The sequence below is a fragment of the Paraburkholderia sp. IMGN_8 genome (genome assembly GCF_038050405.1).
Classification (GTDB): domain Bacteria; phylum Pseudomonadota; class Gammaproteobacteria; order Burkholderiales; family Burkholderiaceae; genus Paraburkholderia.
In genome coordinates, this window is the sequence record NZ_CP150900.1 from 2954810 (window position 1) to 2980612 (window position 25803).

The window sequence follows — 25803 nt, forward strand, 5'->3', positions numbered from 1 at the left end:
GCCATTTCAAGCCAATCCCAGGTAGACGTCGACGATTCGCGAGTCCCGCGCGATCTGATCCGCCGGTCCTTCCATCGTCAACGCGCCGGTTTCCAGCACATAGGCATAGTCCGCGACCTTCAGCGCGGCGCGCGCGTTTTGCTCGATCAGCAGGATCGACACGCCACGCTCGCGCAACGCGGCGACAATGCGGAACACTTCCCGCACGATCAGCGGCGCGAGACCCAGACTTGGTTCGTCGAGCATCAGCAGCTTGGGCCGCGCCATCAGCGCGCGGCCGACAGCCAGCATCTGGCGCTCGCCGCCGGAGAGGGTGCCCGCGGCCTGGGTGCGGCGTTGCTTCAAGCGCGGGAACAACTCATAGACCTCCTGCATCGTCTGCGAATGGTCGGGATGTCCTTGCCGAATCCGGCTGAACGCGCCCAGTAACAGGTTGTCTTCCACCGGCATTTCGGCGAACAGCTCGCGTTTTTCGGGCACGAGATTCATACCGGCTGCCACCCTGTCCTCGATCTGCGCATGCGCGTGATGGCAGCCGCAAAATGCAATTTCGCCCTCCGACGGCAGCACGCCCATCAGCGCCGACAGCAGCGTGGTCTTACCCGCGCCGTTCGGCCCGATCACGGTCACGATCTGCCCTTCCCCCACCTGCAGGCTGACGTCCGACAGCGCGCGCACCTTGCCGTATGAGGCCGACAGGTTGCGTACATCCAGCATTTGTCCGGCCATTCAATCCTCCCCGCCCAGATAGGCCTCGAGCACGGCCGGATGCTGTTGCACCTCGGCCGGCAGACCCTCGGCAATCTTCTTGCCGAAATCCATCACCACCACACGGTCGACCAGGTTCATCACAAAGTCCATGTCGTGCTCGACCAGCAGAATCGCCAGTCCCTCTGCGCGCAGTTTGTTCAGCAACTCGGCGAGATCGCGTTTTTCCTGATAACGCAGACCGGCAGCAGGCTCGTCGAGCAGCAGCAGGCACGGATCGGACGCCAGCGCCCGGGCGATTTCCAGCACGCGCTGCTGACCTAGCGCGAGCGCCCCGGCCTCCTCGTTCAGATACGCACCCAGCCCGACCCGCTGGATCTGCCGCGCCGCTTCGGCCAGCAAACTGCGCTCCTCGGCCTGCCCGCACCGGAACGCGGCGCGCAGCACGCCACCGTTGCCGCGCAGGTGCGTACCGAGCGCGACGTTGTCGAGCACGCTCATCCGGCTCAATAACCGCACGTGCTGGAAGGTGCGGCTCATGCCGCGCTGGGCGATCTTTCTCGAGCCGATGCCGGTGATGCGCTCGCCGCGAAACACCACTTCGCCGGAGGTCGGCGTATCGACGCCGGAGATCTGGTTGAACATCGTGCTCTTGCCCGCGCCGTTCGGCCCCAGCAACGCGACGATCTCCGCTGCATGCACGGTCAGACTGATGGAATCGTTCGCCACCAGACCACCAAAGCGGCGCGTGACGTCGCGCACTTCCAGCAGAACTTCGCCCCTTGGCGGCATGGACCGCCTCGGCAACGCGGCGGCATTCGCGTCCACGCGAAGACCCGCCCGGCGCATGCTCCGCCCGATGACCGGCAACCGGCGCGCGAGCAGCGGCCACAATCCGCCACGCGCGTAATGCAGCAGAAACACCATGCCGAAGCCGAATACGATGATTTCAAAGTTGCCGGTTTCGCCGAGCAGCTTCGGCAGGATGTCCTGCAGCCACTCTTTCGCGATGGTGAACACGCCCGCGCCCAGCAGCGCGCCCCACACCTGCCCCGCGCCGCCGATGACGGCCATGAACACATAGTCGATCCCCATCTGGATGCCGAACGGCACCGGGTTCACGAACTGCTGCATATGCGCATAGAGCCAGCCGGACGCGCTCGCCTGCAGCGCAGCGATGATGAAGATCACCATGCGCGCCTGCGCCGTATCGACGCCCATCGCTTCGGCCATCACCGTACCGCCCTTGAGTGCCCGTATTGCGCGGCCCGCGCGTGAATCGAGCAGATTGCCGGTACAGACGATCGCCGCCAGCAGGAACAACCAGATCAGGTAATACATGCGCGCGCCGTCGCGCAGGCTGATGCCGGCCACTGTCACCGGCGGAATATCGGCGATGCCGGTATTGCCGCCCAGTCCGCCGATCGCGCCGAACGCGTAATAGAGACTCAGGCCCCACGCGATTGTCCCAAGCGGCAGGAAGTGGCCCGACAGGCGCAAGGTCAGCACACCGATCAGGCAGGCCGCCGCCAGGGTCAACAGCAAACCGGCCACGAGCGTCAGCCATGGCGATGCACCGAGCCAACCGATCCACGCCGGTAACGTAGCGCCCTGTACGCTAAGCACAGCGGTGGTGTACGCGCCAATGCCGACAAAGGCTGCCTGGCCGAAACTGGTCATGCCGCCGACGCCGGTCAACAGTACGAGGCCGAGCGTCACGAGCGCATAGAGGGCGATGTAATTGAGCAGCGTCACGTAAAACGGCGGCAGCACCAGCGGCCCGATCGCCAGCAACACCAGCACGCAGAGAAAGATGCGGCGAGGCATCATTCTTCCTCCTCAACAGGATGACTCTTCAGTGAGCGCCATAGCAGCACGGGAATGAGCAGCGTAAAAACGATGATCTCCTTGTAGGGACTGGCCCAGAATGCCGAGAACGATTCGATCAGCCCCACCAGAAACGCACCGGCCGCCGCGACGGGATAGCTGATGAGCCCGCCGATAATCGAGCCGACAAAGCCTTTCAGACTGATCAGAAAACCCGAATCGAAATAGAGCGTAGTGAGCGGCGCGATCAGAATGCCGGACAGCACGCCGATCAGCGCGGCAATGAAAAACGTCGCCTTGCCTGCGAATACCGGCGAAATACCCATCAGCCGGGCGCCCAGCCGGTTGAACGCGACCGCACGCAACGCCTTGCCATAGACGGTGCGTTCGAACGCCTGGCGCATCACGATCATCAACAATACGGATGTAGAAATAATCAGCAATGCCTGGCTGCTCAGGTTGATGGCGCCGAGTTGCAGCGGCACGTCGATGAACGGTGTGATGCGTGCGCCCTCGGGACCGAAGATCAGCAGACCCAAACCGACCAGCGCCAAATGCACCGAAATCGACACGATCATCAGCACCAGCACCGACGATCCGGCAAGGGGTTGATAGAAGAGCCGGTACAACTGCGGACCGAGCGGCACGATCAGCGCGAATGTCAGCAGCGCCTGCACCGCAACGGGCAGTTGCGCCACCGGCAACATATGCACCATTCCAGCCAGCGCGAACGCGTAAGCAAGCTTCCCGCACCCGGTGGCCGACAGGCGGAGCGTGCGCGTGCGCCGATAGCGCTCGACGAGGTCCGCCGCTGCTTCAGCCACCGAAAACGCAACCAGCAACCAGGCCACGAGCAGCGGCTTGCCCGCTTGCATCGCCGCCATCGTCAGCGCACCGTAGACCACGAATTCACCCTGCGGGATGAACAACACCCGGGTGACACTGAATACCAGCAGGATCGACAACGCCAGCAACGCATAAATCGCACCGTTGGTGAAGCCGTCCTGACCGAGGATCAAAACAATCTGAGCGTTCATCGGGACATCCGACCGTGGCTTACTTGATGCGCGCCCAATTGCCGTCCTTGACGGTAATCAGCACGCGGCCGCGATCATCGAAACCGCTGTGATCGGCGGGACTCATGTTGTAGACGCCTTGCGTGCCGACCAGATCGTGGGTCTGTTCGAGCGCGTCGCGCAATGCGCTGCGAAACACCGGTGTGCCTGGGCGCCCCGCTTTTTCGGCAATCGGCACCGCGCGTTCGAGCAAGAGGCCGGCATCGTAGACATTCGCACCGAAGGTGGCTGGCCTCACGCCGTTCAGCTTCTGATAGGCATCGATATAAGTGGTCGCCACTTTCTTCGACGGATTGCTGTCGGGCATCTCGGGCAACACGAGCATCAGGCTCGCGGCCAGCACGGTGCCTTCGACCTTGCGGCCGCCCAGCTTCAGAAAATCGGGCAATGCCGCGCCGTGTGTCTGATAAAACTTGCCCTTGTAGCCGAGGTCGTACAGCGTCGCTTCCGGCAGCACGCTGGCGCCGCCGGGCGCTGCGATCAGCACTGCATCCGGACGGCTCGCCATCACCTTCAGCGCCTGTCCCGTTACCGAACTGTCGGCGCGCTGATAGCGCTCGTTCGCGGTGATCTGAATGCCGTGGGTCTTCGCGAGGCCCGAGAACACCCGGTACCAGTTCTCGCCGTACGGATCGTTCAAGCCGATAAAGCCCACCGTCTTCACGTTGGTCCTGACCATATAGTCGACCAGCGCCTGAGCAATCAGATCGTCGTTTTGCGTGGTCTTGAACACCCACTTCTTCTGCTCGGTCATGGGCAGGACCACGGCCGCAGTGCCGACCGGCGCAAGCATCGGCGTGCCGGATTCGGCGGCGAACTGGATTACGCCCATCGCGTTAGGCGAACCGGTTGGCCCGATGATCGCGTCGACTTTGTTTTCGGCGATCAGCTTCTTGAAGTTGGTCACCGATGCAGTGGGGTCGCTCGCATCGTCCAGCGAAATATAGTCGACGCTCAGATCGCCGATTTTCTTCGGCAGCAACGGCACTGTGTTCTTCTGCGGAATGCCGACGAGCGCAGTCGGTCCCGTCGACGAAGTAATCACACCGACCTTGAGTTGGGCGTATGCCGGCAGCGAACATGCAGCGGCCACGGCGACGAGCGCCACCGTCGAGATTTTCTTCAACAACATTGCAAACCCCCGAGGACAGGTTGACTGATACCAATGAATGACTTCTGGATTGCTCACGAATGACGTGCCCACTCGTTAAACGGTGAAGGCAGTCTAAGTGAACGTTTTTTTGGCGGTAACCCAACCAAACCACCGCCCACCCCAGGAAAATCTTTAGGCGGGTACGGGATCGAAGCATGGGCGGCTGAGCAAGCCTGCTGCACGCGGCGCTGCTCCAGACAGCAGGAACGCCGGTGACGAAATAAGCGCGCGCCTAAAGATTTTCCCGGTAGAAAACGTGCATTCCTTGGGTTACCGCCAAAAAAACGTTCGCTTAGACTGCCCCTCGTCGTTCGGACACCCCGTGGCACTGCCGGTGCTGCCGCGGGTGAAAGTTTCAGTCTGAATCTTCTTCAATAAGCATTGCTTACTGTCTTGCGGAAAAACCTTGCATTTGCCGGCGTCGCCTTCGGCGGCTGCCTCACCTAAAACAACGAGACACGTAGCGGACTTTTACTCCAGGGGAATAAACAGTATGGCCAAGCGAATCATTCTCACGTCGGCGTTGATGTTGTGCGCAGCGCCGGTCTTTGCTCAATCGAGCGTCACCCTGTACGGCCGGATCGACACATCGATCGAATATTCGAACTTCGGGCCCAATCACGTGGTCCACATGGGCAGCGGCGATATCGCTGCCACCTCGTGGGGACTTAAAGGAGTCGAGGATCTGGGCGGCGGGCTGCGCGCCATCTTCAAGCTCGAGAATGGCTTCAATTCCTTTAACGGCGCAGCGGGTCAGAACGGCGCGCTGTTCGGCCGTGAAGCCTGGGTCGGCCTCGCGGGGTCGTTCGGCGCGTTTCAGGCCGGCGTCAACTACACGCCGATTCACACGATTCTCGTCACGTATTCGCTGCCCGCCTACGGTGCGGGTCTGGGCTGGGGCAATGCGGCCGACAACTTCGTCTATGGCCCGTCGCTGCGCGTGAGCAACTCGGTGCGCTATGTGTCGCCGCGCATGGGCGGATTCCTGGCGCGTGCGCTAGTCGCACGGGGCAACAACGGCTCGTCGAACAACGCGCCGGCGTCGCTGGGCGACACCTACAGCGGCGGCGTCAACTACGTGTACAACAATTTGTCAGTAGATATCGGCTACCAGTTGCAACGCTTCAGCCCGGTCACGACGCTCACGGCAAGCAGCCCGGTGGAGGGCGGTAATTACGCGCTTGCCGGCGTGTCGTATAACTTCGGCTTCGTGAAGCCGGCCTTCGTTTATGTACGGCATCGCGGCGGCCAGGACGTCGCCAGTATGGCTGGCTCGACTTATGCGAATCCGCATTCCGACTTTTTCGAAGCGAGTGCACAAGTGCCGATCAGCGTCGGCAAACTGCTGCTCAGCTACGGCCACTATCGCAAGATCGCCAATAGCGACGGCAACGCCGATTCGTTCGGCATCCGTTACGACTATCCGTTGTCGAAGCGCACCATCGTGTATGCGGGCGCCGCCGAAGTGCGCAACGGCGACGCCGCCGCCTTCTCCCTGAACAATGCGGGCGGCCCCGCCGCGCTCGCCGCACCCAAGCCGGGCCAGAATTCGAACTCGGTCGTGGTCGGCATGTTGCACATGTTCTAGGCGCGGATTCGTTTACCGCAATTTTTTGAACCGCTACGATGACAGCTGACCGGCTCGATATTTCCGGGCGGCCAGCTCTTCTCACAGCAGCGAGCCGAAGCACGTCATGGACGCACCCACCCAGTCCCCCATTGTGTACGTCGTCGATGACGATGAGGACATGCGTACGTCGCTTTCCTGGCTGCTCGCCTCGGTGAAGATTCAGGCCCGCTGCTTTCGGGGCCCGGTGGAGTTCCTCGAACAATTCGATCCCAGCGTGCCGGGCTGCATGGTGCTGGATGTGCGCATGCCTGGCGTCAGCGGCTTCGACCTGCAAGCTGAACTCAACCGCCAAGGTGTCTCGCTGCCGATCATTTTCGTGTCGGGTCACGGCGATATCCCGATGTCGGTACGCGCGCTGCAAAACGGCGCGATCGATTTTGTCGAAAAACCGTATAACTCGCAGCAGATGCTCGAACGGATCCAGAAAGCGATGCGCGTCGCGAGCGAAACGCATCGGGCGAATCAGCACCGCCAGGCGATGATCCAGCGCATCCGCGCGCTCACGCCGCGTGAGCAGGAAGTGCTGAACGGCGTGATCGAAGGAAAGGCAAGCAAGCTGATTGCGCGTGAACTGGGTATCAGCGCGAAAACCGTCGACGTCTATCGCGCGAGCATCAAGGAGAAACTCGGCGCGACGTCCATTGCAAGCCTGCTCAAGGACGTAATCGAAGCGCGGCACGCGATGGCCGCGCATCACCCGCACGAGTAGGCTTCAAAGGCCGGCTCTCCGCCGGCCTCTCATTTGGCACTCTACCAACCATTACGCAGCGCGCAGAAATTTCGGCCCCAATGCGTCGATCGAGGGACACCCGAGTTGCCCCAGCGTACGGTCGATTTCACGCGCCTTCGGCACGAAGCGCCAGCGTTCGAACGCGCTCCGGTTGGCCCGCATCGTCACCTCGTCATCCGCGCCGCCGCCCAGGTATTCGAACGCGAAATTCGGCAGCCGGCGCCGGGCCAGCAGCCGGAGTCCGTCGACATTGCAGGCACGGTAAAATTGAGCCGGACTGGAAAGATGTCTTTTCATCGGTGTTGGAGGTATGGATGAGGTGCAGCGGAGGTGCCACGGAGATGCCGCGGTTGACTGCGCCTCAGTCATCCCGCTCCTGCAGCGGCAGCGAAAAGCAGAACGACGTCCCCCGGCCCGGATTGGCTTCGGCCCAGACGTCGCCGCCGTGCCGGGAAACGATGTTCTTGCAGAGCGAAAGCCCGATGCCGTTGCCCCCGAGCTTCGACGTGAAGAAACCGTCGAATACCTTCTCATGCTGGCCGAGATCGATTCCGACGCCGGTGTCCGACACGCGTAGCACCGCCCGGCCGCGCTCGGAACACGTTCTGATGGTCAGGAAACGTAACGTCTCGGACACGTCGAGCATGGCCTCGACCGCATTGAATGCGAAATTGAGGATCACCTGTCCGATCAGGACTTTTTCGCAGCGAACCCATAACGGCTGATCGCCCAGTGCGAATTCGAATGGCACGCCGGCCTCGCGCGCTTTCAGCGCGATGAAATACTCGACATCGTGCACGATGGCGTTCAGGTCGATCGCCTCCTCGACCTGCTCGAGTTTCACCACGTAATCACGCACGCTCTTGATGATGACCGACGCGCGCTCGACCTGTTTGAGCACGCTGTCCAGCCCCCACATCACGTCTTCCGGCGTACCGGGCGACGCGTTGAGCCGCATCATGCCGCCTTCGAGAAAATTACGCGCCGACGCGAGCGGCTGGCTGAGTTCGTGCGAAAGCGTCATGGCCATTTCGCCCATCGCGTTGTAGCGCGCGAGGTACTCGAGCTTTCGCTCGCTGACGCGGCGCATTTCCTCGGCCTCGACTTGCGGCGTCACGTCGCGAAAATGCAGCAGGATGCCGCTCAGATCGTCTTCCAGCTCGACATGGCGGCAGAACGCGTCATGCCAGCGCAGCGATCCGTCGCCATTGCGGATCCGGTAACGAAACGAAGTCGGCTCGTGGCGCAGCTCAGCCTGGGCGAGCTGCGCGAGCACGACCTGCCGCGACGCGCCATCGCATAACGCGGTGAAATTCATCAGTGTCGAAACATCTGCCTGCAGGCCCAGCAGCCGGCACGACGACTCGCTCAGATATTTGATTTCGCCGCTTGCCGACAGCACCGCGATGCCTTCGCTCAGGTCATGCATGAATTCCCTGAGGCGGGTCTCGAATCGCTTCAGATCTTTCTTGATCCGTTCCTCGGCGGCAATGTCCCTGAACTGAACCATCAGCACGTCGCGATCGTGCAGCTTGACGCGTGTCGCTACCGCTTCGGAGAGGATTTCCGTGCCGTCTTTCGCGCGATAGCACCATTCGATGATGCTCTCGCCGTTCGCCACCGCGTCCTTCAACCACTGCAAACCGATCTCGTGCCGATACTTCTCCGCTTTGCGGGTCATATCAGGGGCTTTCAGCGGCAGCAATTCTTCGACGGTGAAGCCCAGCGCGTTGCATGCCGCGGCGTTGGCCCAAAGAATGGCCTTGGTTTCTGCGTCATGCAGGATGATGCACGTCTTCAGCGATTGAAGAAGCGCAAGGCGATCGGCATCCAACAGTTCGAATACGGGGGACGTTTCCATTCGTTCAGGCCCAGCGACGAAGTGTAACGGCCGTGCAAAAAGGCCTGAACGCAGCTTAACGCATCGTCGATATGGGTTCCTAGGGTCGAAATGGAGCGTGCGGCTAAAGGTTTCTTTAGTCGACCGTCGGCCCTCGGCCGAGGTTCATTAGATCAGTTATGAGAATCGCGCCCCGCCCGCGCCAAACTCAATCCTCAATCCGCTCCAGGCCCTCCGCGCTCCGATCCGCTGTCCCCGCCCATGCCCCTGCCGCCAGGCCAAGCTGCGCAACCTCTTGCGCCGTCAGCGGCTGCAAGCGCGCGCAGATGGTATCGATCTCATCCCATGCGCCCCGCTCCAGCGCTTCAACCGCTTTCAGCAACACCCCCAGCACGCCCTCGCGATGCAAAATCGCCGCCTGGATCGGCCGCGACAGCGTCAGCACGTTCAACGTGCTCTCGAGCGAGCCGCCAAACACCGCATCGACAAACGAAAACACGCCGGTCAGAAACGCCGCGTCGGCTTCGTCACGCCCGGCTTCGGGCAAGCGCGCGATCGCCAGTTCCATGAAACGCGCGCGGGTCGCCGCCAGTTGCAGCAACGGATCGTCTTCCAGCGCGACCTTGCGCCCGTCCGCGTATAGCAGCAACTGCGTCCAGCGGGCGATCCGATCGGTGCCGGTCGCGTTGATCGCTTCGCGCAGGGTCGTCACCTTGTGGCCGACCGCCAGCCCGCTCGAATTCGCGAGCTTCATCAGATGCATCACCAGCACCGGGTTCAGCTTGAGTTCGGCTTCGAGTTGCGCGACGGTCGGCTCGCCCGCCAGCAGTTGCAGCAGATTCAGCAATGCGTGCCGTGGCGCGCTGACACGCCGCGTCATCGAGGTCTGGGGACGCGCGAAGAAGTAGCCCTGGAAACGGTCGAAGCCCAACCCATGCGCCGTTTCGAAATCGGCCGGCGCATCGATGCCCGCTGCGATCAACAGCTTGCCCGCGGACTTGAGTACGCTGCTCAGCTTGGGCAGCAGCGCGCCCGAGGCGCGCGTGAAATCGATCTTGACGACATCCGCGTAGGGCAGGAGCCGCGCGAACGCCTCGTTGGGCTGGGTCACTTCATCGAGCACGAAGCGATAGCGCCGCCCATGCAGCTGAACGATCCGCGCGATCAACGCCTCGTCGACTTCGAGCGCAGACGACAGTTCGAACATGAAGCGGTCAGTAGGCAGGTGCATGATCGAGTCGTCGAACAGCATGTCGCGGCTCACGTCCACGTAGGCGGGATGCCCAGTGAGCGCGCCGCGCACGTTGCTCTGGAGCAGACCGCGAATGACGGCTCGCGCCACCTGTTGCGCCGGCTCGGGCTCGCGACCCGGCAAGGCGTCGGCGTTCGCGTTTGCGTTCGAGCCCGCACCGGCGGCGCCGGCCGCTGCCGCGCTCGAGTCGGCGGCCGGCAGATCCGGCGCACGCACCTTGATCTCATAGCCGCATAGCATGCCGTCCCGATTCAGGATCGGCTGACGGGCAAAACTGGCGTTCAATTGCGCGTCGTCTGCGCCATCCGGCGCAACACCCGTCCGGCGCGAATTCTCGATTGCGATGGTGGTCATTCCGATCCCCGCTGAGCGCCGCCCTGGCGCTTGCTGCTGTATTTTGATTTCCGCTGACGGCGCGCCCAAATTTCCGAGGCTCGCGGCACCGCGCGGCGCCGGCTACGGGCGCCCGGCGATTTTAGCTCAGGCCGCCGCGCGCGGACACGGCGATGCAGCAATATCTCGAAATAATTGCGTGCCGGCCTCGCTGAAAGCCGGGAAGGAATCGACGATACTGTTGTGCAATGCAAAAGCGTTCCACCTGTGCTACCCCGGTCTTTAACCACCAAGGAAAACCATGGACGTCAAAAGCGTGCTTTCAAATGCCTTCGCGATGCCGATCACGAGCCCGGCGTTTCCGATGGGCCCGTATCGGTTCACCGATCGGGAATTTCTGATCATCACCTACCGCACCGATCCGGACAAACTGCGGGCCGTCGTGCCCGAGCCGCTGGAAATCGGCGAGCCATTGGTACATTACGAATTCATTCGCATGCCGGATTCGACCGGTTTCGGCGACTACACGGAAAGCGGCCAGGTGATTCCGGTGTCGTACAACGGTGTTGCGGGTGGCTACACGCTGGCGATGTATCTGGACGACCACCCGCCCATTGCCGGTGGCCGCGAGTTGTGGGGGTTTCCGAAGAAGCTCGCCAAGCCGGTGCTCGAGGTACACACGGACACGCTGGTCGGCACGCTCGACTACGGCCCGGTGCGCATCGCCACCGGCACAATGGGCTACAAGCATCGGCAGCTCAATCTGGCGCAGCAGAAAAAACGCCTGGAAGCGCCGAACTTCCTGTTGAAGGTGATTCCGCACGTGGACGGCACGCCGCGCATTTGCGAACTGGTGCGCTACTACCTGCAAGACATCGACCTGAAAGGCGCATGGACCGGCCCGGCCGCGCTCGAACTGGCGCCGCACGCACTGGCGCCGGTCGCCGAATTGCCGGTGCTCGAAGTCGTCGAGGCGCGGCATCTGATTGCCGACCTGACGCTCGGCCTTGGCGAAGTCGTGTTCGATTATCTGAGGTAGTTTTAGCCGGCGACGCATTCGGCATGGCAGCGTGCCGAGCCATCCGGACAACGGCCGCAAGCGGCCGTTTTTTATTTACTTGGCCAAACAGATCAGATGACAGCCGAAATGCAAACCGGCCGCGCAGGCGGCCGGTTTGCATACAGCGGATAACGCAACCAACGATTTACTTCAACACGACCTTCACGTCGAAGTACTTCGCGGCGAAGCGGTCAATCGTGCCGTCCGCCTTCAGTTCCTTGAGCGCCTGATTCAGCGCATCCTTCAGTGCCTTGTCGCCCTTGCGGATGCCATAGCCCACGCCCGCGCCGAGCAGTTTTTCGTCGGAGACGGCCGGACCGGCGAATTCAAAGCCGGCGCCTTGCGGCTTCTTCAGAAAGCCCTTCGACGCAGCTTCCGCGTCCTGGAACGCGGCATCGAGGCGGCCCGATGCGAGGTCGGCGTAGATCTGGTCCTGCGTCTGATACGGCACGACGTCGACGCCGGCCGGCGCCCAGCGCGCCTTCGCGTAGGCTTCCTGAATCGTGCCTTGCAGCACGCCGACGTGCTTGCCCTTGAGCGAAGCCGGCGTCGGCAGCAGGCCGCTGCCCTTCTTCGCAATCATCTGATTCGGGATCGTGTAGATCGGATCGGTGAAGTCGACCGCCTGACGGCGCTGCTCGGTGATCGTCATGTCCGAGTTGATCGCGTTGAACTTGCGTGCCTGCAGTGCCGGAATCAGGCCGTCGAACGAATTCTCGACCCACACGCATTTCGCCTTAAGCTTCGCGCACACGGCGTTACCAACATCGATATCGAAACCTTGCAGCTCGCCGGACGCCGACTTCGATTCGAAGGGCGCGTACGACGCCTCGACGCCGAAGCGCACTTCCTTGATATCCGCTGCCGACGCGGCGCCTGCCGCCACCGTTGCCGCCGCGAACAGCGCGAGCGCAGCCGTGTTTCGCCAATTCATCTTCATTACGGGTGTTCCTCTACGGTATTGAATAAGACGGAGCCGAATCCGGCAGGCATGATTGCCGCGCCAAAATTGCGATTCAAACTCGTGCGGCCGGTGTGGTGCAGCGCAACAGCCGCGAGGGCGCGATTGTACAGGCTTCGCAGCGCATGCCTGGCGGGTGCGCGCGCGTGTGCCTCGTTCGGCGAAGCCGGCACGGCGCACATAAAGGTGCAATTTCGTGTCGCGTTCAGGCAAACAAACCAGCGTCCAGATGCGCGTCAGACCGCGCCGTCACTGGCCGCGACATCGCCGCCGAGCCGCTGCGACAGATGCGTATAGACCGCCGCGACATGCGGCAAATGACGCGATTCCGGATGCGCGAGCACCCAGACCTGCGATTCGGCTTCGTCGAGCGGCGAGGTCAATTGCACGAGATCGTCGCGGCCGCGCGCGAGGAAGGTCGGAAAGATACCGACGCCGAAGCCACGCACCACCAGTTCGAACACCGCCATCACGCTATTGGTCCTGTAGCGCGGCTCGACAGTCGGGCAATGGCGCTTGCGCCACAGGACCGACGGATGATCGCCGAGCGAGCTGTCCGGCGCCGCCCAGTCGCAGCGTGACAGCGCATCGGCATCGCTCGCGTGGATGCCACTCCCCTTCGCGGCAAACACCGCGATACGCAGCGGGCCCACATGTTTGCCGACCAGATGATCCGGCGCGCGGCGCGTGGCGCGCACGGCGATATCGGCATCGCGTTTGGTCAGGCTCGCAAGGCTGTTGGTGGCGCTCAGCTCGAACGACAACGCGGGGTGCAACGCCGCGAAATCGTGCAGTGCGGGCAGCACAAGGCCGTACAGCACGGTATCGGTGGTCGTCACGTGAACATTGCCGGACACGCGGTCGCTGCTCGCCTGCACCGTCGAGCGCGCCGCCGCCAGTTCGCTTTCGATGCGCTCGGCGTGGCGCGCCAGTTGTGCGCCGAGCGGCGTCGCGCGATAACCGCTGCGCGAGCGTTCGAACAGACGCTGCCCGAGTCCGCGTTCGATCCGCTGCACGGCGCGAAAAATCGTCGATGCGTCGATGCCCAGGCGCTGCGCCGCTTCCGCCAGCGTGCCGGCACGCACCAGCGCAAGGATGGTCTGGGTATCCGCCGAAGTCAGTTCGTATTGCGTTTTTGCATGCATGGTTTGGCAAGCCGCCTGTTTAATCGGAACGCGATCCGGGCTACTTTTACCACATCGACTTGTCGGCCGACGAGCCTTGCCACCGGCACCTGCCGGGATTTCACTCTCGTTTATAGCGGTGACACCATGAAACTCTATTACTCGCCGGGCGCCTGCTCGCTGGCCGTTCACATTGCATTGCGCGAAGCGGAGCTCGACTTCGAAACCATCAAGGTCAACCTGCAAACGCACAAGCTCGCCAACGGCGACGATTACTACGCGATCTCACCGCGCGGCTATGTGCCTCTCGTCGAGTTCGCCGACGGCTCACGCCACACCGAAGGCGCCGCGCTGCTGCAATACATCGCCGATCTCGCGCCGGAGTATGTCTTGTTGCCACCCGCCGGATCGCCGCAACGGCTCGCAGCAGTCGAATGGCTCACCTACATCAGCTCGGAATTGCACAAGACGTTCAGCCCGTGGCTCTGGCATCAGGAGACAGCGGAATCGACGAAGTCCGAATGCCGCGCGAAACTCGCCACGCGATTCAGCGAACTCGATCGCGTGCTGACTGAACGCGATTATCTGATCGGACAGTACTCGGTCGCCGATGCGTACGCGTTCACGGTGTTGAGCTGGGCGCGGATGCTGTCGGTGGATTTGAGCGCGTATCCGCATCTGAGCGCGTATCTGGAGCGCGTCGCGGCGCGGCCGAAGGTGCGTGAAGCGATGGCGGCGGAGGGACTAGCGAAGGCGAACGCGGCTTAAGCTGCACGACGCGCGCATGGTGTGAGACGTTGCGCGTCAAGACGCGCAACGTCTGACGCTATGCGGCGCGACTACACGAGTCTGGACAGCGTGTCCTGGGTCGTCTCGACCACCATCAAGCCAGCGCGCAAGCCCGGCTTGACCGTCGCGTTCGGGAACACGATGCGTTCTTCGTCGCGACGCACGACATAGCGGTAGTCGCCATCACAGGCAAGCACCGTATCCTTCACGAACGGCGTGAAGTTCGGCACGTCGGCTTCTATCCGCAGTTCGAATGCGTCGCTTTGCTTGGTGATCTGATCGATCACAGTGAATGCACGCGGCAGCGCCGCCTTCGCACCACCCTTTATACCGCTGGTACCGGCCAGCAGATGACGCAGTGCTTCATCCGCACCCGCAAACCGTGTCAGATCGTTCTGGCCGAACGGCCGCACTTTGCCGAGTTCCAGCGTACACGCCTCGGCGCCGCACGCTTGCGCGGTGAAATGCGAAAACGTATGGCCCTTGGTCGTGTGGAGCAGTACCGCGCTGATGCGCGCCTCGCCGAGCCACTCGAACATCGCGCGCGAAAACGGCATGCCCGTGTGCGGCAACAGCGCAAACCGCTCGAACGCGGAGGCGCGGATCGCCGTGTGCATGTCGATATGCCAACGCGCGCCGCGTTCAGCCGATGCCTCGGCGAAGAACTGCGTCGCCGCGCGTTCCAACGCCGCGGCGCGCGGTGCTTCGTGACTTTGCGGCATCTGCGCATGACGTCCGCTGAAGAGGCGGTTCAGGTCGTCGTCGCGATAACGGCACGCGTCGCGCATCGCGTCGACGTTGCCGAAAATCACCAGCAAGCGGCAAGTCAGCGCAGCGTCGCCTTGAGCGATATCGCGCACGAGATACGACAGCAGCTCGATCGGCGCGGTCTCATCGCCATGCACCCCGGCAGATGCGAGCACGCTGCGTGTGCCCTCTTCCTGCGACGCGGGTTCCATTTGCAGAACCCCGTCAGCGAGCCAGCGCCAACGCACGCCGTTCGCGCACGCGCCTTCTGCGTCATGCGCGGCGGGCTGCTTGCCCGCCAACGTGTACGCGAGGAAATCGTCGAGCATCGAAGCCGGCATGCCTCGCTCAGCGCTGGAAGTCATACAGCGAACCCAAACCGAGAATCTGCGTCAGTTCGTCGAGCGCGGTGCGCGACTCGGCGAGCAATTGCGGATCGGTCAGATCGGCCGGCGCGAGACGGTCGCGATAATGCTTTTCGATCCACGTATCGAGGCGGCCGAACAGGTTGTCGTTGATCCACACGCCCGGCGTCACCGCCGCGCGCTCCGCATCGTTCAGCACAACGCGCAAACGCAAACAGGCCGGACCGCCGCCGTTCTTCATGCTTTCACGCAGATCGAACACGAGCACGTCGTCGATCGGGCCGGTGTGCGATGTCAGATTGTCCAGATACGCGGCCACGCGTGCGTTCTCGCGGCATTCCTGCGGCACCACCAGCACCTGCTTGCCGTCCGGGCGCGTCAGCAACTGGCTGTTGAACAGATACGACGTGACGGCATCGGACACGCTCACTTGCGCGTCCGGCACTTCGATCACGTTGAACTCGGCCTTCAGCCCCGAGAGCTTGGTGCGCAGTTCGTCGTATACAGCGCTCTGCTCGACGAACGCCTGCTGATGGCAGAACAGCGTGTTGCGATTGCCGACCGCGATCACGTCGTTATGGAACACGCCCGCGTCGATCACCTCCGGGTTTTGCTGTGCGTACACGGTGGCCGCTTCTTCGAGACCGTGACGGTGCGCGACCGCGCGGCTCGCTTCGAAGGTTTGCCGTGCCGGGAAACGCTTCGGCTCCGGTCCGCGGCGATATTCGCTGCGGCCGTACACGAAGAATTCGACACCACGTGTGCCGTATTCCGCGCAAAAACGCGTGTGGTTCGCCGCGCCTTCGTCGCCGAGCGCGGGCGTGCCGGGCAAGGCCTCGTGTACCGCGAACCGGCCGGCATCGCTGAAGATCGTACGCAACGTGCGGCGCGTGGATTCATGCTCGATCGCGCGATGCAGCTTGCTGCACAGATTAGCCGGTGTGAAGTGCACGCGGCCGTCGTGCGTATCGGACGAGGGGCTGACGGTCGCGGCATTCGCCGTCCACATCGCCGACGCGGAACTCGCGGCGGCCAGCAACTCGGGCGCGTCTTTAGCGACGCGCGCGATCACCGTCGCGTCGTCGCCGGAAAAGCCGAGTTCGCGCAACAGGCGCATCGACGGACGTTCCTGCGGCGGCAACACGCCTTGATGAAAGCCGAGGTCGGCCAACTGCTTCATCTTGCGCAGGCCTTGTTTGGCCGCCGCTTTCGGATTCGCAATCGACTTCTCGTTGTTCTGCGACGCGACGTTGCCGAACGAGAGCCCGGCGTAGTTGTGGGTCGGGCCGACCAGGCCGTCGAAATTGGCTTCAGTGGCTTGCATCGTCGATCCTCAGAATTGAAGGCCCGGCGAGACGCTCGCGGGCATTTGCAGTTGCGCGCTTTCGACGGAAGCCATCGGATACGCGCAGTAGTCGGCGGCGTAGTACGCGCTCGGCCGGTGATTGCCCGAACGCCCCGGACCGCCGAACGGCGCGCCCGACGACGCACCGTTGGTCGGCCGGTTCCAGTTGACGATGCCCGCGCGGATGGTGCGCTGGAAATGCGTCCACAGTGCTTCGTCGTCGGCCAGCAAGCCGGCGGACAGGCCGAACTCGGTGTCGTTGGCGCGTTCGATCGCTTCGTCGAAGGTGCCGTAGCGGATGATTTGCGCCAAGGGTCCGAAGTGCTCTTCGTCCGGCAGATCGCGCACGGCGGTCACGTCGAGAATGGCCGGCGTGACGAAACCGAGTGCCGGATCGCGCTGCTCCATCGTCAGCAACGATTTCGCGCCGTCGGCAAGCAAGCGCTCTTGCGCCGCGACCAGACGCGAAGCAGCGTGCGCCGAGATCACCGCGCCCATGAACGGCTGCGGATCGGCGTTGTATTCGCCGACGCTGATGCGCGACGTGACCTCGGTGAGGCGTTCGATAAAGCGATCGCCGAACGCATCGTTCGGCACGAAAATGCGCCGTGCGCAGGTGCAGCGCTGCCCCGCCGACAGAAACGCCGACTGGATCGTGTGATGCACGGCCGCGTCGAGATCGGCTACCGGCCCGATCACGAGCGGATTGTTGCCGCCCATCTCCAACGCCAGCACGATTTCCGGACGACCGCCGAACTGCTTGTGCAGCAACGTGCCCGTATCCGAACTGCCGGTGAAGAACAAGCCGTCGATCTGCCGATGATTCGCGAGCGCAATGCCGGTCTCTTTCTCGCCTTGCACGAGGTTCAGCACGCCCGCGGGCAAGCCCGCATCGCGCCAGATCTGCACGGTGACAGCGGCCACGCCCGGTGCCAGCTCCGACGGCTTGAACACCACGGCGTTACCGGCGATCAACGCCGGCACGATATGCCCGTTCGGCAAATGCCCAGGGAAGTTATACGGCCCGAACACCGCGACCACGCCATGCGGACGATGCCGCAGCACGGCGGTGCCGTCCGCCATCGCCGAACGCTTTTCGCCGGTGCGCTCGTTGTACGCCTGAATCGAAATCTCGACCTTCGCCGCCATCGACGCGGCTTCCGTGCGCGCTTCCCACAGCGGCTTGCCGGTCTCGCGGCCGATCGCTTCGGCCAGCGCTTCCTTGCGTTCGGTCACGAGCGCAGCGAAGCGGCGCACCACGGCACAACGCTCGTCGAGGCTCAATGCCGACCACGTCGCGAACGCGCGGCGGGCGCTGCGCACCGCCCGATCGACGTCGTCCGCCGACGCGCTATTGCCTTCCCAAACCGTCGCGCCCGTACCCGGGTTGCGCGACGCGAATGCGGGTCCTGTGCCGGCGGCCCATTCGCCGTCGATGAAAAGCTCGCTCATGATCATCCTTGTTTGTGTTTCTGCAGCAGCACCCGCACCGGGTCGCCTGCCTTCACATCGAGTGCGGCTGCTTCCGCGGGGCTCAGCAGGAACACGCCGTTTTCCGGCACGCCCGCTACCACGCCAACGCGAAAATCGCCCAGCGACGTATTCGACACCATCGATTTCGGCCCATCGGCCGGCGCATTCGACACGCCGATCTCGACCGGCACCACCACGCTTTCGCGCACGGTACGCAAGTCGGCGATATGGCATTCGAGGACCGGACCCGCATCGAAAATATCGACGTGGTTCTCGTAGCGCAGCCCTTCCGCTTCGAGCATGCGGCGCGCCGGAATCGTGTCGCTATGCGTGAGGCCGACGCATTGCTGCGCCTCTTCCGGCAACAACTCGACATACACCGGATAGCGCGGCATCAGCTCGGCGAGAAACGCCTTGCGGCCGTGCGAGCTCAGATAATCCGCCGCGTTGAAATCGATCTGGTAGAAATGCGAGCCGACCGCGCGCCAGAACGGCGAAGTGCCGTCCGCGTCGAAATGGCCGCGCAATTCCGCGCAGATACGCTGCGGAAAGCGCTCGCGAAACTGCGCGAGAAACATGAAGCGCGAACGCGACAGCAAACCGCCGACGCCGCTCGTCCGGTAACGCGGGCTCAGAAACAGCGAGCACACTTCGGCGTAGCCGGTCAGATCGTGCGAGATGTTCAGCGCGCGCATGCGCGTCCAGATGCCGAGATCCTGGCTCGCGTGCACCACTGTGCTGACGCGATAGTTGTAGAACGGCTGCTGCAAACCCACCGCGGTTTCAATGCCGCATACGCCGGCCACGTCGCCGGTCTCGGTGTCTTCCATCACGAAGAAGTAACCCGCTTCGTGCGGCGCGGCTTTGTCTTCCATCGTGCGGCGCGCGCGTTCGACGCGTGCCGCGAGTGCCTCGCGATCCGGCTTGAAGGTGGTGAGACCGGGCCCGGTCTCCTGGGCGAGCGCCATCAGCGCGTCCACATCGCCTCGTTGCACAACGCGAACGACGATCATTGTGCGTCTCCCGAAGATTCTTCCTGATACGGCTGGTGCAGCGGCACGCAGCGCACCGCGTCGCCCTCCTGCACGCCGAGCGCGGCCCGCGCCGCTTGCGGCAACGGCGCGCCGGCTTCCTTGCCCGCGGATAGCTCGCCCAGCACGCAGCGGAATTCGCCGTCGGCACCGTTATGCGCGATCAGATACGTCGAGCCGGCCGCCACTGCACCGGCCTCGTGCACCACACGCGTTTCATTGCGCGTCACACACGCGCTGCGATCCACTTGCGCGGTCAGCACCGGACCCGCATCGAAAATGTCGATAAAGCGATCGGTCTCGAAGCCTTCTTCCAGGTGGATCTCATACGCGAGCAGCGCCTTCGAATCCGGTTCTCCGAGCACGCGTTGCGCCGCTTCGGGCAGCAGCGGCACGTAGATCGGATAGGTCGGCATCACTTCGGCGATAAAGGTGCGGCTGCGGCCACCCGATTCGATTTCGATGTCGGCGAAGTCGCGGCCGAAGAACTTGCGCCCCACCGCTTCCCAGAACGGCGACACGCCCGCATCGTCGGTCACGCCGAGCAGCAGCGAGAACACCTCGGGCGTGAAGCGCTTGCGATTGGCGGCGATGTACATCATCCGCGCCCGCGACATCAGATGTGCGGCTGCATCGCCACGCAGCGAAGGATCGATGTAGTAGCCGGCAAGGCGGCTCTTGCCGGTCAATTCATGCGACATGGTCAGCGCGTGAATCTTGCGGTTCACGTGCAACTCGCGCGACGCATGAATCAGCGCGTCGTTGCGAAACGCGTAGAACGGGTCTGAATAACCGGCCGCGGCGACGATGCTCGCCGTGCCCATCAGCTTGCCGCTTTCCGCATCCTCGAGCACGAACAGATAGAATTCTTCGCCCGGAAAATCGACGTCCGCGCGAAACGAGTCTTCCGACAACGCGACGCGCGCTTCGAGCGCACGCCGGTCGTGCGGCAACGAATGCAGCACCGGTTGCGCGGTGCGCGCCATGTGTTCGAGCGCATCGAGATCGGCGAGGCGGCCGGGGCGTACGAAGAGCATCGTCGTTCCTGTTGAATGTGACGCCTGATTAACGAGCCGGGGCTTCAACGGTTGCGCCGACCACTTCGTCGATCGCCTTCGCCAGACGCGCAAAGCCTTCATACATGTCGTCGAGCGGAATGATCAGCGACGGCACAAAGCGCAACACGTCCGGACCTGCCATCAGCATGATCACGCCGTGATTGCCGGCCGCCGTGACGAAGTCCTTCGCACGGCCCTTGAACGCGTCGGTCAATTCCGCACCGATCAAAAGACCCTTGCCGCGCACTTCCTTGAAGATGCCGAAGCGCTCGTTGAGCTTTGCAAGTTGCCCCTTCAGCGCGTCGCTGCGCGAGTGCACGCCTTCCAGCAGCCTCGGATCGCTGACCAGCTCGACCACCTTCTCCGCGATGGCCGACGCGAGCGGATTACCGCCATACGTCGTGCCGTGCACGCCGACCTTGAAGTGGGCGGCCAGTTCTTTGGTGGTCAGCATCGCGCCGATCGGGAAACCGTTGCCGAGCGCCTTCGCGGTGGTCAGGATATCCGGCGTGACGCCCGTGTCCTGGTACGCGTAGAAATGGCCGCTGCGGCCCACACCCGTTTGTACCTCGTCAAAAATCAGCAGTGCGCCGTGCTGGTCGCAGGCTTCGCGCAAGGCGAGCAGGAAGGCCGGATCGGCCGGGATCACGCCGCCCTCGCCCTGGATCGGCTCGACGATCACTGCGCAGGTTTGCGCGCCGATCGCGTTCTTCGCGGCTCCGATATCGTTGTACGGCAGATGGGTGATGCCGGCTGGCACCGGGCCGAAGCCTTCCGAATACTTCGGCTGGCCGCCCACGCTCACGGTGAAGAACGTGCGGCCATGGAACGACTGCGTGAACGAGATGATTTCGTATTTGTCCGCGCCATGACGCTCGAACGCGACGCGGCGCGCCAGCTTCAGCGCCGCTTCGTTGGCTTCCGCGCCCGAGTTGGCGAAGAACGCGCGGTCGGCGAAGGTCAGGTCTTCGAGGCGCCTGGCGAGACGCAGCACCGGCTCGTTGGTGTAGCCGTTACCGATGTGCCACATCTTGCTGCCCTGCTCGTGCAGCACTTTCAGCAGCTCAGGATGCGCATGACCGAGCGCGGTGACGGCGATACCGCCGGCGAAGTCGATATAGTCGCGGCCCTGCGTATCCCAGACGCGCGAACCGAGACCGCGATCCGGTACGAAGGCGGCGGGCGAAAACACCGGCACCATGACTTCGTCGAAGGTCTGGCGTGTCACAGTCAGGTCGTTCATGGCAAATCCTCGTTACAGGTGAGAGGTAATACACGTAGTGTAGGAAACCGCACGCGATACGTCTTGCGCATACGCGACGCTTTCTATGAGCTTCCGGGCGGGCATGCGGTGTGAGGCGCTGATTCGGCCGTCTATCCGCTTGCCTATTTCGTCTGCTTGTCCGGATTACCCGGTTTGATCGGGCCGCTCGATCAACGCGCCGGGCCGCGGCTCGCTCGCCGCGGCGCCCGTCGCGCCGGTCTGCTTGTCGATCCAGTTACGACGATCCTCGCGCGGTGTGACACCAAAGCGTTCGCGATACGCATTTGAAAAGTGCGCCGCCGACGAAAATCCGCAAGCAAGACTGATCTGCACCACCGATTTGCTGGTGCGCTGCAATTGCGTGCGGGCCTTCGAAAGCCGCAGCCCCAGGTAGTATTTAGACGGCATCGAGCCGAGGTACTGGCGAAACAGGCGCTCCAACTGCCGCCGCGAGACGCCGACCAGACCGGCGATTTCATCAGTGGTGAGCGGATCTTCGATATTCGCCTCCATCAGCAGCAGCGCATCGTTCAACCGCGGATGGCGCTCGCCCGGCGCGGTCACGAACGGAATCCGCTGACGCTCCTCGCCCGCGCGCAACACGCCTACGCCGAGCGTATCGGCGATCCGGTCCGCCAGTTCAGGGCCGTGATCGCGGCCGATCATCGCCAGCATGAAGTCGACCGTTGCCTGGCCGCCCGCGCACGTCGCGCGATCACGGTCGATTTCGAAGATCTGTTGGGTGACGATCGAGCGCTCGAACTGCTCGGAGAACTGCTGATAGGTTTCCCAGTTGACGCTCACGCGATAGCCGGACAACTGCCCCGCCATCGCCAGCCACCAGACGCCGTGGTGAATGCCGGTGACGAGCGGCGTGCGCTGCCCGACGCGCGACAAACTCGCCAGAAACAGGCGGTAATCGGCGAATTGCTGAAACCGCTCGCTGACGATGATCAGCCAGTCGCACGAGATCGCGTCGCCGAATGCGGCATCGGCCGGCCATTGCGCGCCGCCCGAGAGCGGCACCGCGCGGCCGTCCCACGAGCACACCTGCACGCGGTACAGCGCGCGGCCGTCTATTTCGTTGGCGAGATTGAGCGCGTCGACAATGGGCCCGACGCCCGACATCGACACAGGCGGCAATGCGACGATTGCAACCTGAGTGGTGCGTGCGGGGCTGGACGTGCGAGCCATCGCCTATTAGAGAAACGCGGAAGCGCGAGCCACGCGTTACTTCAGACTGCCGGACAGGAACTGCTTGAGCCGTTCGCTGCGCGGCGTGGTCAGCACCTCGGCGGGCAAGCCCTCTTCTTCGGTGCGGCCCTGATGCAGGAACATCACATGGTTCGACACGTTGCGCGCGAAACCCATTTCGTGCGTGACGACGATCATCGTGCGGCCTTCTTCGGCAAGCTTCTGCATCACCTTCAGCACTTCGCCGACCAGTTCGGGATCGAGCGCGGAAGTCGGCTCGTCGAACAGCATCACGTCCGGGTTCATCGCCAGCGCGCGGGCAATCGCCACCCGCTGCTGCTGACCGCCCGACAGATGCGACGGATACTGTTTTTCCAGACGCGGCGCGAGACCGACTTTCTCGAGATACTCGCGCGCGCGATCTTCGGCTTCGCGACGCGATATGCCGAGCACATGAATCGGCGCTTCGACGATGTTCTCGATCACATTCATGTGCGCCCACAAGTTGAAGTGCTGGAACACCATCGCGAGTTTCGTGCGGATGCGTTGCAACTGCTTGTGATCGGCGACTTCGAGATTGCCGGCGCGGTCGGTTTTCGTCTTCACCGCTTCGCCGTCGACGACGATTTGCCCGGCGTTCGGCCGCTCCAGAAAATTGATGCAGCGCAGGAACGTGCTCTTGCCCGACCCGCTCGCGCCGATGATGCTGATCACGTCGCCTTTGTTCGCGTTCAGCGATACGCCCTTGAGCACTTCGTTGTCGCCATAGCGCTTGTGGATGTCTTGAACGGCGAGCTTGCAAGCTTCGGTTTGAGTCGTGTGGAGCAAGATGCTCTCCCAGTGAAAATACAGATCAATCTTCGTGACGGCGCGAGTCAGACGCGCCGCTCAATGCCAACACGCCCGCTCGATGCGTGTCAATGCGTACGTACCGCCAGATACCCGAGCCAGTGACGCTCGGCGCGCCGGAACAAAGCCACCAGCGCGAACGACACCACCAGGTAAATTAGCGCCGCGAGGCCGAACGCGTTGAACGACTGATACGTGGCCGAATTCGCATCGCGCGCCACCTTCAGGATGTCCGGTACTGTGGCCGTGAACGCGACCGTGGTGGCGTGCAGCATCAGGATCACTTCGTTACTGTACAACGGCAGCGCCCGGCGCAGCGCGGACGGTATCACAATGCGCCGGTACATCGTGAACCAGCTCATGCCGTAGGCCCGCGCCGCTTCCACTTCGCCGTGCGAGGTCGAACGGATCGCGCCGGCGAAAATCTCGGTGGTGTACGCGCAGGTGTTCAGTGCAAAGGCGAGAATCGCGCAGTGAAAACCGCTGCGGAAAAACGCGTCCAGCAGTTGATGCGAGCGCACGAATTCGAGGCTGTACATGCCGGTGTAGATGAGCAGCAGTTGCACGTACAGCGGCGTGCCGCGAAACACGTAGGTGTAAATACGCACCGGCGTCGACAGCCAGCGCTTCTTTGAGACCCGCGCGACCGCCAGCGGAATCGCCATCACGAAGCCGATCCCGATCGACGTCACCAGCAGCCACAACGTCACCGCGAGACCGGAAATACGCTGACCGTCCCAGTACAGGAACGCGCGCCAGAATTGGTTGAGGATGTCGATCATGGTCTGTCAGAGCTCCGCGTGCCGCACGCCAATCGAATAACGCCGTTCGAGCCAGATCAGCACGAGATTCGATGCAGTGGTGATCGCCAGATAGATCAGTGCGGCGACCAGAATGAAGAAGAACATGTTGAAGGTGCTCTTGCCGGCATCCTGCGCGGCCTTGACGACATCAGCGAGACCGATGATCGACACCAGCGCGGTGGCCTTCACCAGCACCTGCCAGTTGTTGCCGATGCCGGGCAGCGCGAAGCGCATCATCTGCGGAAACAGGATGCGCGTGAACACGCGCACGCCGCTCATGCCATACGCGCTGCCCGCTTCGAGCTGACCGCGCGGCACCGCGAGAAACGCACCGCGGAAGGTCTCGGTGAAATACGCGCCGTAGATGAAGCCGAGCGTCAGCACGCCGGCCACGAACGGATCGATATCGAACTGCGGCAGATTGAGCGCATCGGTCAGATTGTTGACCGCGATCTGGATGCTGTAGAACAGCAGCAGCATCAGGACCAGATCGGGCACCGAGCGGATCAGCGTCGTATAGCCGGTCGCGATTGCCCGCAGCGGGCGGTTGAACGAGAGTTTCGCCGCCGCGCCCGCGAGGCCGAGCAGCACGGAGGCTGCCAGCGACAGGACGGACAGCTCGATCGTCTGGATCGTGCCGGCCAGCAACACCGGACCAAAGCCGTAAAGGAACACACGCGTCTCCATCCAGGTTTATTGAGGATGTCACGGACGGCGCCGGCTGCTTTCCTTGCCCGACTCGTCCGACATGGCGCGGAGTCTCGCAAGCGAAAATTAATTGCTCAAATAGAGGGGCGGAGGTTTGTTGCATTGCAACATGACGCGGTTTGGTGCCGCTGGAGGCTCCTGGGGCTTGGTTTTGCGGGGGATATGGGTTTGTAAGCCGGCTCGTTTGCGGCGCGGGCTGCCGCGATTTAGCAAGTTTCGGGTCGCTTTTTCGATAGACGGATTGAGGCGCGACTGTGGTTTGCCTACGCGGCGCTTGTTGTCTGTTTGCCTGCGGCGTTGGCCTTTCCTTGATTTCTTAGTGGTCTATTAGCGTCGCCCCTGTGCGGGGCAGGCACTTACTTTCTTTGCCGCCGCAAAGAAAGTAAGCAAAGAAAGCGGCTTCACACCGCTAATTCTTAAGCGGGTCCCCTGGCTTGGAGGAGGTAGTGGAGCATCTGGAATCGGTGCTCTCGCACATTCAAC

23 protein-coding genes are annotated in these 25803 nt (G+C 62.9%); 4 read left to right on the plus strand and 19 right to left on the minus strand.

Translation table 11 applies throughout. The features are described 5' to 3' along the window. Positions 1-6 precede the first annotated feature (6 nt). Genes WN982_RS13595 through WN982_RS13610 form a run of 4 tightly spaced genes read right to left on the minus strand, consistent with a single transcriptional unit; the run spans position 7 to position 4743 of the window. Positions 7-729, minus strand: coding sequence for an ABC transporter ATP-binding protein (locus WN982_RS13595; RefSeq protein WP_341312503.1), 723 nt, complete (start codon positions 727-729; stop codon positions 7-9). Beyond that, a complete protein-coding gene (locus WN982_RS13600) occupies positions 730-2538 on the minus strand; it encodes a branched-chain amino acid ABC transporter ATP-binding protein/permease (protein ID WP_341312504.1) in 1809 nt (602 codons plus the stop codon). Continuing rightward, positions 2535-3572 (minus strand): branched-chain amino acid ABC transporter permease, encoded by a 1038-nt coding sequence (locus tag WN982_RS13605; protein ID WP_341312505.1) that lies wholly within the window; start codon positions 3570-3572, stop codon positions 2535-2537. The genes WN982_RS13600 and WN982_RS13605 overlap by 4 nt, the downstream gene beginning before the upstream one ends. Positions 3573-3591: 19 nt before the next feature. Then, a complete protein-coding gene (locus WN982_RS13610) occupies positions 3592-4743 on the minus strand; it encodes an ABC transporter substrate-binding protein (RefSeq protein ID WP_341312506.1) in 1152 nt (383 codons plus the stop codon). Positions 4744-5257: 514 nt separating this feature from the next. Here WN982_RS13610 and WN982_RS13615 point away from each other — a divergent pair. Together WN982_RS13615 and WN982_RS13620 are read left to right on the plus strand one after the other, a co-directional pair. Beyond that, on the plus strand, positions 5258-6352 hold the full coding sequence (locus tag WN982_RS13615) for a porin (protein WP_341312507.1): 1095 nt from the start codon (positions 5258-5260) through the stop codon (positions 6350-6352). Positions 6353-6458: 106 nt separating this feature from the next. Then, a complete protein-coding gene (locus WN982_RS13620; protein ID WP_341312508.1) occupies positions 6459-7103 on the plus strand; it encodes a response regulator in 645 nt (214 codons plus the stop codon). 51 nt (positions 7104-7154) lie between these two features. Here the strand turns inward: WN982_RS13620 and WN982_RS13625 are convergent, their stop codons facing one another. The 3 genes from WN982_RS13625 to WN982_RS13635 form a co-directional block, all read right to left on the minus strand. Then, a complete protein-coding gene (locus WN982_RS13625) occupies positions 7155-7421 on the minus strand; it encodes an alpha-hydroxy-acid oxidizing protein (RefSeq protein WP_341312509.1) in 267 nt (88 codons plus the stop codon). 64 nt (positions 7422-7485) lie between these two features. After that, positions 7486-8985 (minus strand): ATP-binding protein, encoded by a 1500-nt coding sequence (locus tag WN982_RS13630; RefSeq protein WP_341312510.1) that lies wholly within the window; start codon positions 8983-8985, stop codon positions 7486-7488. Between the two features lie 187 nt (positions 8986-9172). Further along, entirely contained in the window at positions 9173-10570 is a 1398-nt protein-coding gene (locus WN982_RS13635) for an EAL domain-containing protein (RefSeq protein WP_341312511.1), read from the minus strand. 280 nt (positions 10571-10850) lie between these two features. Between WN982_RS13635 and WN982_RS13640 the strand changes: the two genes are divergently transcribed. Beyond that, positions 10851-11588 carry an acetoacetate decarboxylase gene (locus WN982_RS13640; RefSeq protein WP_341312512.1) on the plus strand — a complete coding sequence of 246 codons (738 nt, stop codon included), beginning with the start codon at positions 10851-10853 and terminating at the stop codon, positions 11586-11588. 166 nt (positions 11589-11754) lie between these two features. Here WN982_RS13640 and WN982_RS13645 read toward each other — a convergent pair whose 3' ends face one another. Together WN982_RS13645 and WN982_RS13650 are read right to left on the minus strand one after the other, a co-directional pair. Next, complete coding sequence (locus WN982_RS13645; protein WP_341312513.1) at positions 11755-12549, minus strand: ABC transporter substrate-binding protein; 795 nt, start codon at positions 12547-12549, stop codon at positions 11755-11757. 257 nt (positions 12550-12806) lie between these two features. Next, a complete protein-coding gene (locus WN982_RS13650) occupies positions 12807-13715 on the minus strand; it encodes a LysR family transcriptional regulator (protein ID WP_341312514.1) in 909 nt (302 codons plus the stop codon). Between the two features lie 126 nt (positions 13716-13841). On the opposite strand from WN982_RS13650, the gene gstA reads away from it, so the two are divergent. Next, complete coding sequence (gene gstA / locus WN982_RS13655) at positions 13842-14462, plus strand: glutathione transferase GstA (RefSeq protein WP_341312515.1); 621 nt, start codon at positions 13842-13844, stop codon at positions 14460-14462. A 71-nt stretch (positions 14463-14533) separates the two neighbouring features. Here gstA and astE read toward each other — a convergent pair whose 3' ends face one another. From astE to hisQ, 10 genes are all read right to left on the minus strand, one after another. Next, positions 14534-15595, minus strand: a complete 1062-nt coding sequence (gene astE, locus WN982_RS13660; protein ID WP_341312516.1) for a succinylglutamate desuccinylase — start codon at positions 15593-15595, stop codon at positions 14534-14536. After that, positions 15579-16919 (minus strand): N-succinylarginine dihydrolase, encoded by a 1341-nt coding sequence (gene astB / locus WN982_RS13665; RefSeq protein ID WP_341312517.1) that lies wholly within the window; start codon positions 16917-16919, stop codon positions 15579-15581. Before astB ends, astE begins: the two co-directional genes overlap by 17 nt. Positions 16920-16928: 9 nt before the next feature. Next, positions 16929-18392, minus strand: a complete 1464-nt coding sequence (gene astD, locus WN982_RS13670) for a succinylglutamate-semialdehyde dehydrogenase (protein ID WP_341312518.1) — start codon at positions 18390-18392, stop codon at positions 16929-16931. A gap of 2 nt (positions 18393-18394) precedes the next feature. After that, on the minus strand, positions 18395-19426 hold the full coding sequence (astA, locus tag WN982_RS13675) for an arginine N-succinyltransferase (RefSeq protein WP_341312519.1): 1032 nt from the start codon (positions 19424-19426) through the stop codon (positions 18395-18397). Next, a complete protein-coding gene (gene aruF, locus WN982_RS13680; protein WP_341312520.1) occupies positions 19423-20481 on the minus strand; it encodes an arginine/ornithine succinyltransferase subunit alpha in 1059 nt (352 codons plus the stop codon). The genes astA and aruF overlap by 4 nt, the downstream gene beginning before the upstream one ends. A gap of 28 nt (positions 20482-20509) precedes the next feature. Further along, on the minus strand, positions 20510-21745 hold the full coding sequence (locus WN982_RS13685; RefSeq protein ID WP_341312521.1) for an aspartate aminotransferase family protein: 1236 nt from the start codon (positions 21743-21745) through the stop codon (positions 20510-20512). Between the two features lie 165 nt (positions 21746-21910). Beyond that, positions 21911-22960 (minus strand): GlxA family transcriptional regulator, encoded by a 1050-nt coding sequence (locus WN982_RS13690; RefSeq protein WP_341312522.1) that lies wholly within the window; start codon positions 22958-22960, stop codon positions 21911-21913. Between the two features lie 36 nt (positions 22961-22996). After that, positions 22997-23788 (minus strand): ABC transporter ATP-binding protein, encoded by a 792-nt coding sequence (locus tag WN982_RS13695; RefSeq protein ID WP_341312523.1) that lies wholly within the window; start codon positions 23786-23788, stop codon positions 22997-22999. An 89-nt stretch (positions 23789-23877) separates the two neighbouring features. Then, the gene (locus tag WN982_RS13700; RefSeq protein ID WP_341312524.1) at positions 23878-24591 is read right to left on the minus strand and encodes an ABC transporter permease; all 714 of its coding nucleotides are present in this window, start codon (positions 24589-24591) and stop codon (positions 23878-23880) included. A gap of 6 nt (positions 24592-24597) precedes the next feature. Continuing rightward, a complete protein-coding gene (gene hisQ / locus WN982_RS13705) occupies positions 24598-25287 on the minus strand; it encodes a histidine ABC transporter permease HisQ (RefSeq protein WP_341312525.1) in 690 nt (229 codons plus the stop codon). Between the last annotated feature and the right edge of the window lie 516 nt (positions 25288-25803).

What these genes read in the sequence shown, in the direction of transcription:
- WN982_RS13645 (WP_341312513.1), bottom strand. Translation starts at nt 12,549, where the DNA reads ATGAAGATGAATTGGCGAAACACGGCTGCGCTCGCGCTGTTCGCGGCG.
- WN982_RS13635 (WP_341312511.1), bottom strand. Translation starts at nt 10,570, where the DNA reads ATGACCACCATCGCAATCGAGAATTCGCGCCGGACGGGTGTTGCGCCG.
- WN982_RS13700 (WP_341312524.1), bottom strand. Translation starts at nt 24,591, where the DNA reads ATGATCGACATCCTCAACCAATTCTGGCGCGCGTTCCTGTACTGGGAC.
- WN982_RS13600 (WP_341312504.1), bottom strand. Translation starts at nt 2,538, where the DNA reads ATGATGCCTCGCCGCATCTTTCTCTGCGTGCTGGTGTTGCTGGCGATC.
- WN982_RS13610 (WP_341312506.1), bottom strand. Translation starts at nt 4,743, where the DNA reads ATGTTGTTGAAGAAAATCTCGACGGTGGCGCTCGTCGCCGTGGCCGCT.
- WN982_RS13625 (WP_341312509.1), bottom strand. Translation starts at nt 7,421, where the DNA reads ATGAAAAGACATCTTTCCAGTCCGGCTCAATTTTACCGTGCCTGCAAT.
- WN982_RS13620 (WP_341312508.1), top strand. Translation starts at nt 6,459, where the DNA reads ATGGACGCACCCACCCAGTCCCCCATTGTGTACGTCGTCGATGACGAT.
- aruF (WP_341312520.1), bottom strand. Translation starts at nt 20,481, where the DNA reads ATGCTCTTCGTACGCCCCGGCCGCCTCGCCGATCTCGATGCGCTCGAA.
- WN982_RS13630 (WP_341312510.1), bottom strand. Translation starts at nt 8,985, where the DNA reads ATGGAAACGTCCCCCGTATTCGAACTGTTGGATGCCGATCGCCTTGCG.
- WN982_RS13605 (WP_341312505.1), bottom strand. Translation starts at nt 3,572, where the DNA reads ATGAACGCTCAGATTGTTTTGATCCTCGGTCAGGACGGCTTCACCAAC.
- WN982_RS13650 (WP_341312514.1), bottom strand. Translation starts at nt 13,715, where the DNA reads ATGCATGCAAAAACGCAATACGAACTGACTTCGGCGGATACCCAGACC.
- gstA (WP_341312515.1), top strand. Translation starts at nt 13,842, where the DNA reads ATGAAACTCTATTACTCGCCGGGCGCCTGCTCGCTGGCCGTTCACATT.
- astD (WP_341312518.1), bottom strand. Translation starts at nt 18,392, where the DNA reads ATGAGCGAGCTTTTCATCGACGGCGAATGGGCCGCCGGCACAGGACCC.
- WN982_RS13595 (WP_341312503.1), bottom strand. Translation starts at nt 729, where the DNA reads ATGGCCGGACAAATGCTGGATGTACGCAACCTGTCGGCCTCATACGGC.
- WN982_RS13615 (WP_341312507.1), top strand. Translation starts at nt 5,258, where the DNA reads ATGGCCAAGCGAATCATTCTCACGTCGGCGTTGATGTTGTGCGCAGCG.
- WN982_RS13685 (WP_341312521.1), bottom strand. Translation starts at nt 21,745, where the DNA reads ATGAACGACCTGACTGTGACACGCCAGACCTTCGACGAAGTCATGGTG.
- WN982_RS13640 (WP_341312512.1), top strand. Translation starts at nt 10,851, where the DNA reads ATGGACGTCAAAAGCGTGCTTTCAAATGCCTTCGCGATGCCGATCACG.
- astB (WP_341312517.1), bottom strand. Translation starts at nt 16,919, where the DNA reads ATGCAAGCCACTGAAGCCAATTTCGACGGCCTGGTCGGCCCGACCCAC.
- WN982_RS13690 (WP_341312522.1), bottom strand. Translation starts at nt 22,960, where the DNA reads ATGGCTCGCACGTCCAGCCCCGCACGCACCACTCAGGTTGCAATCGTC.
- astA (WP_341312519.1), bottom strand. Translation starts at nt 19,426, where the DNA reads ATGATCGTCGTTCGCGTTGTGCAACGAGGCGATGTGGACGCGCTGATG.
- astE (WP_341312516.1), bottom strand. Translation starts at nt 15,595, where the DNA reads ATGACTTCCAGCGCTGAGCGAGGCATGCCGGCTTCGATGCTCGACGAT.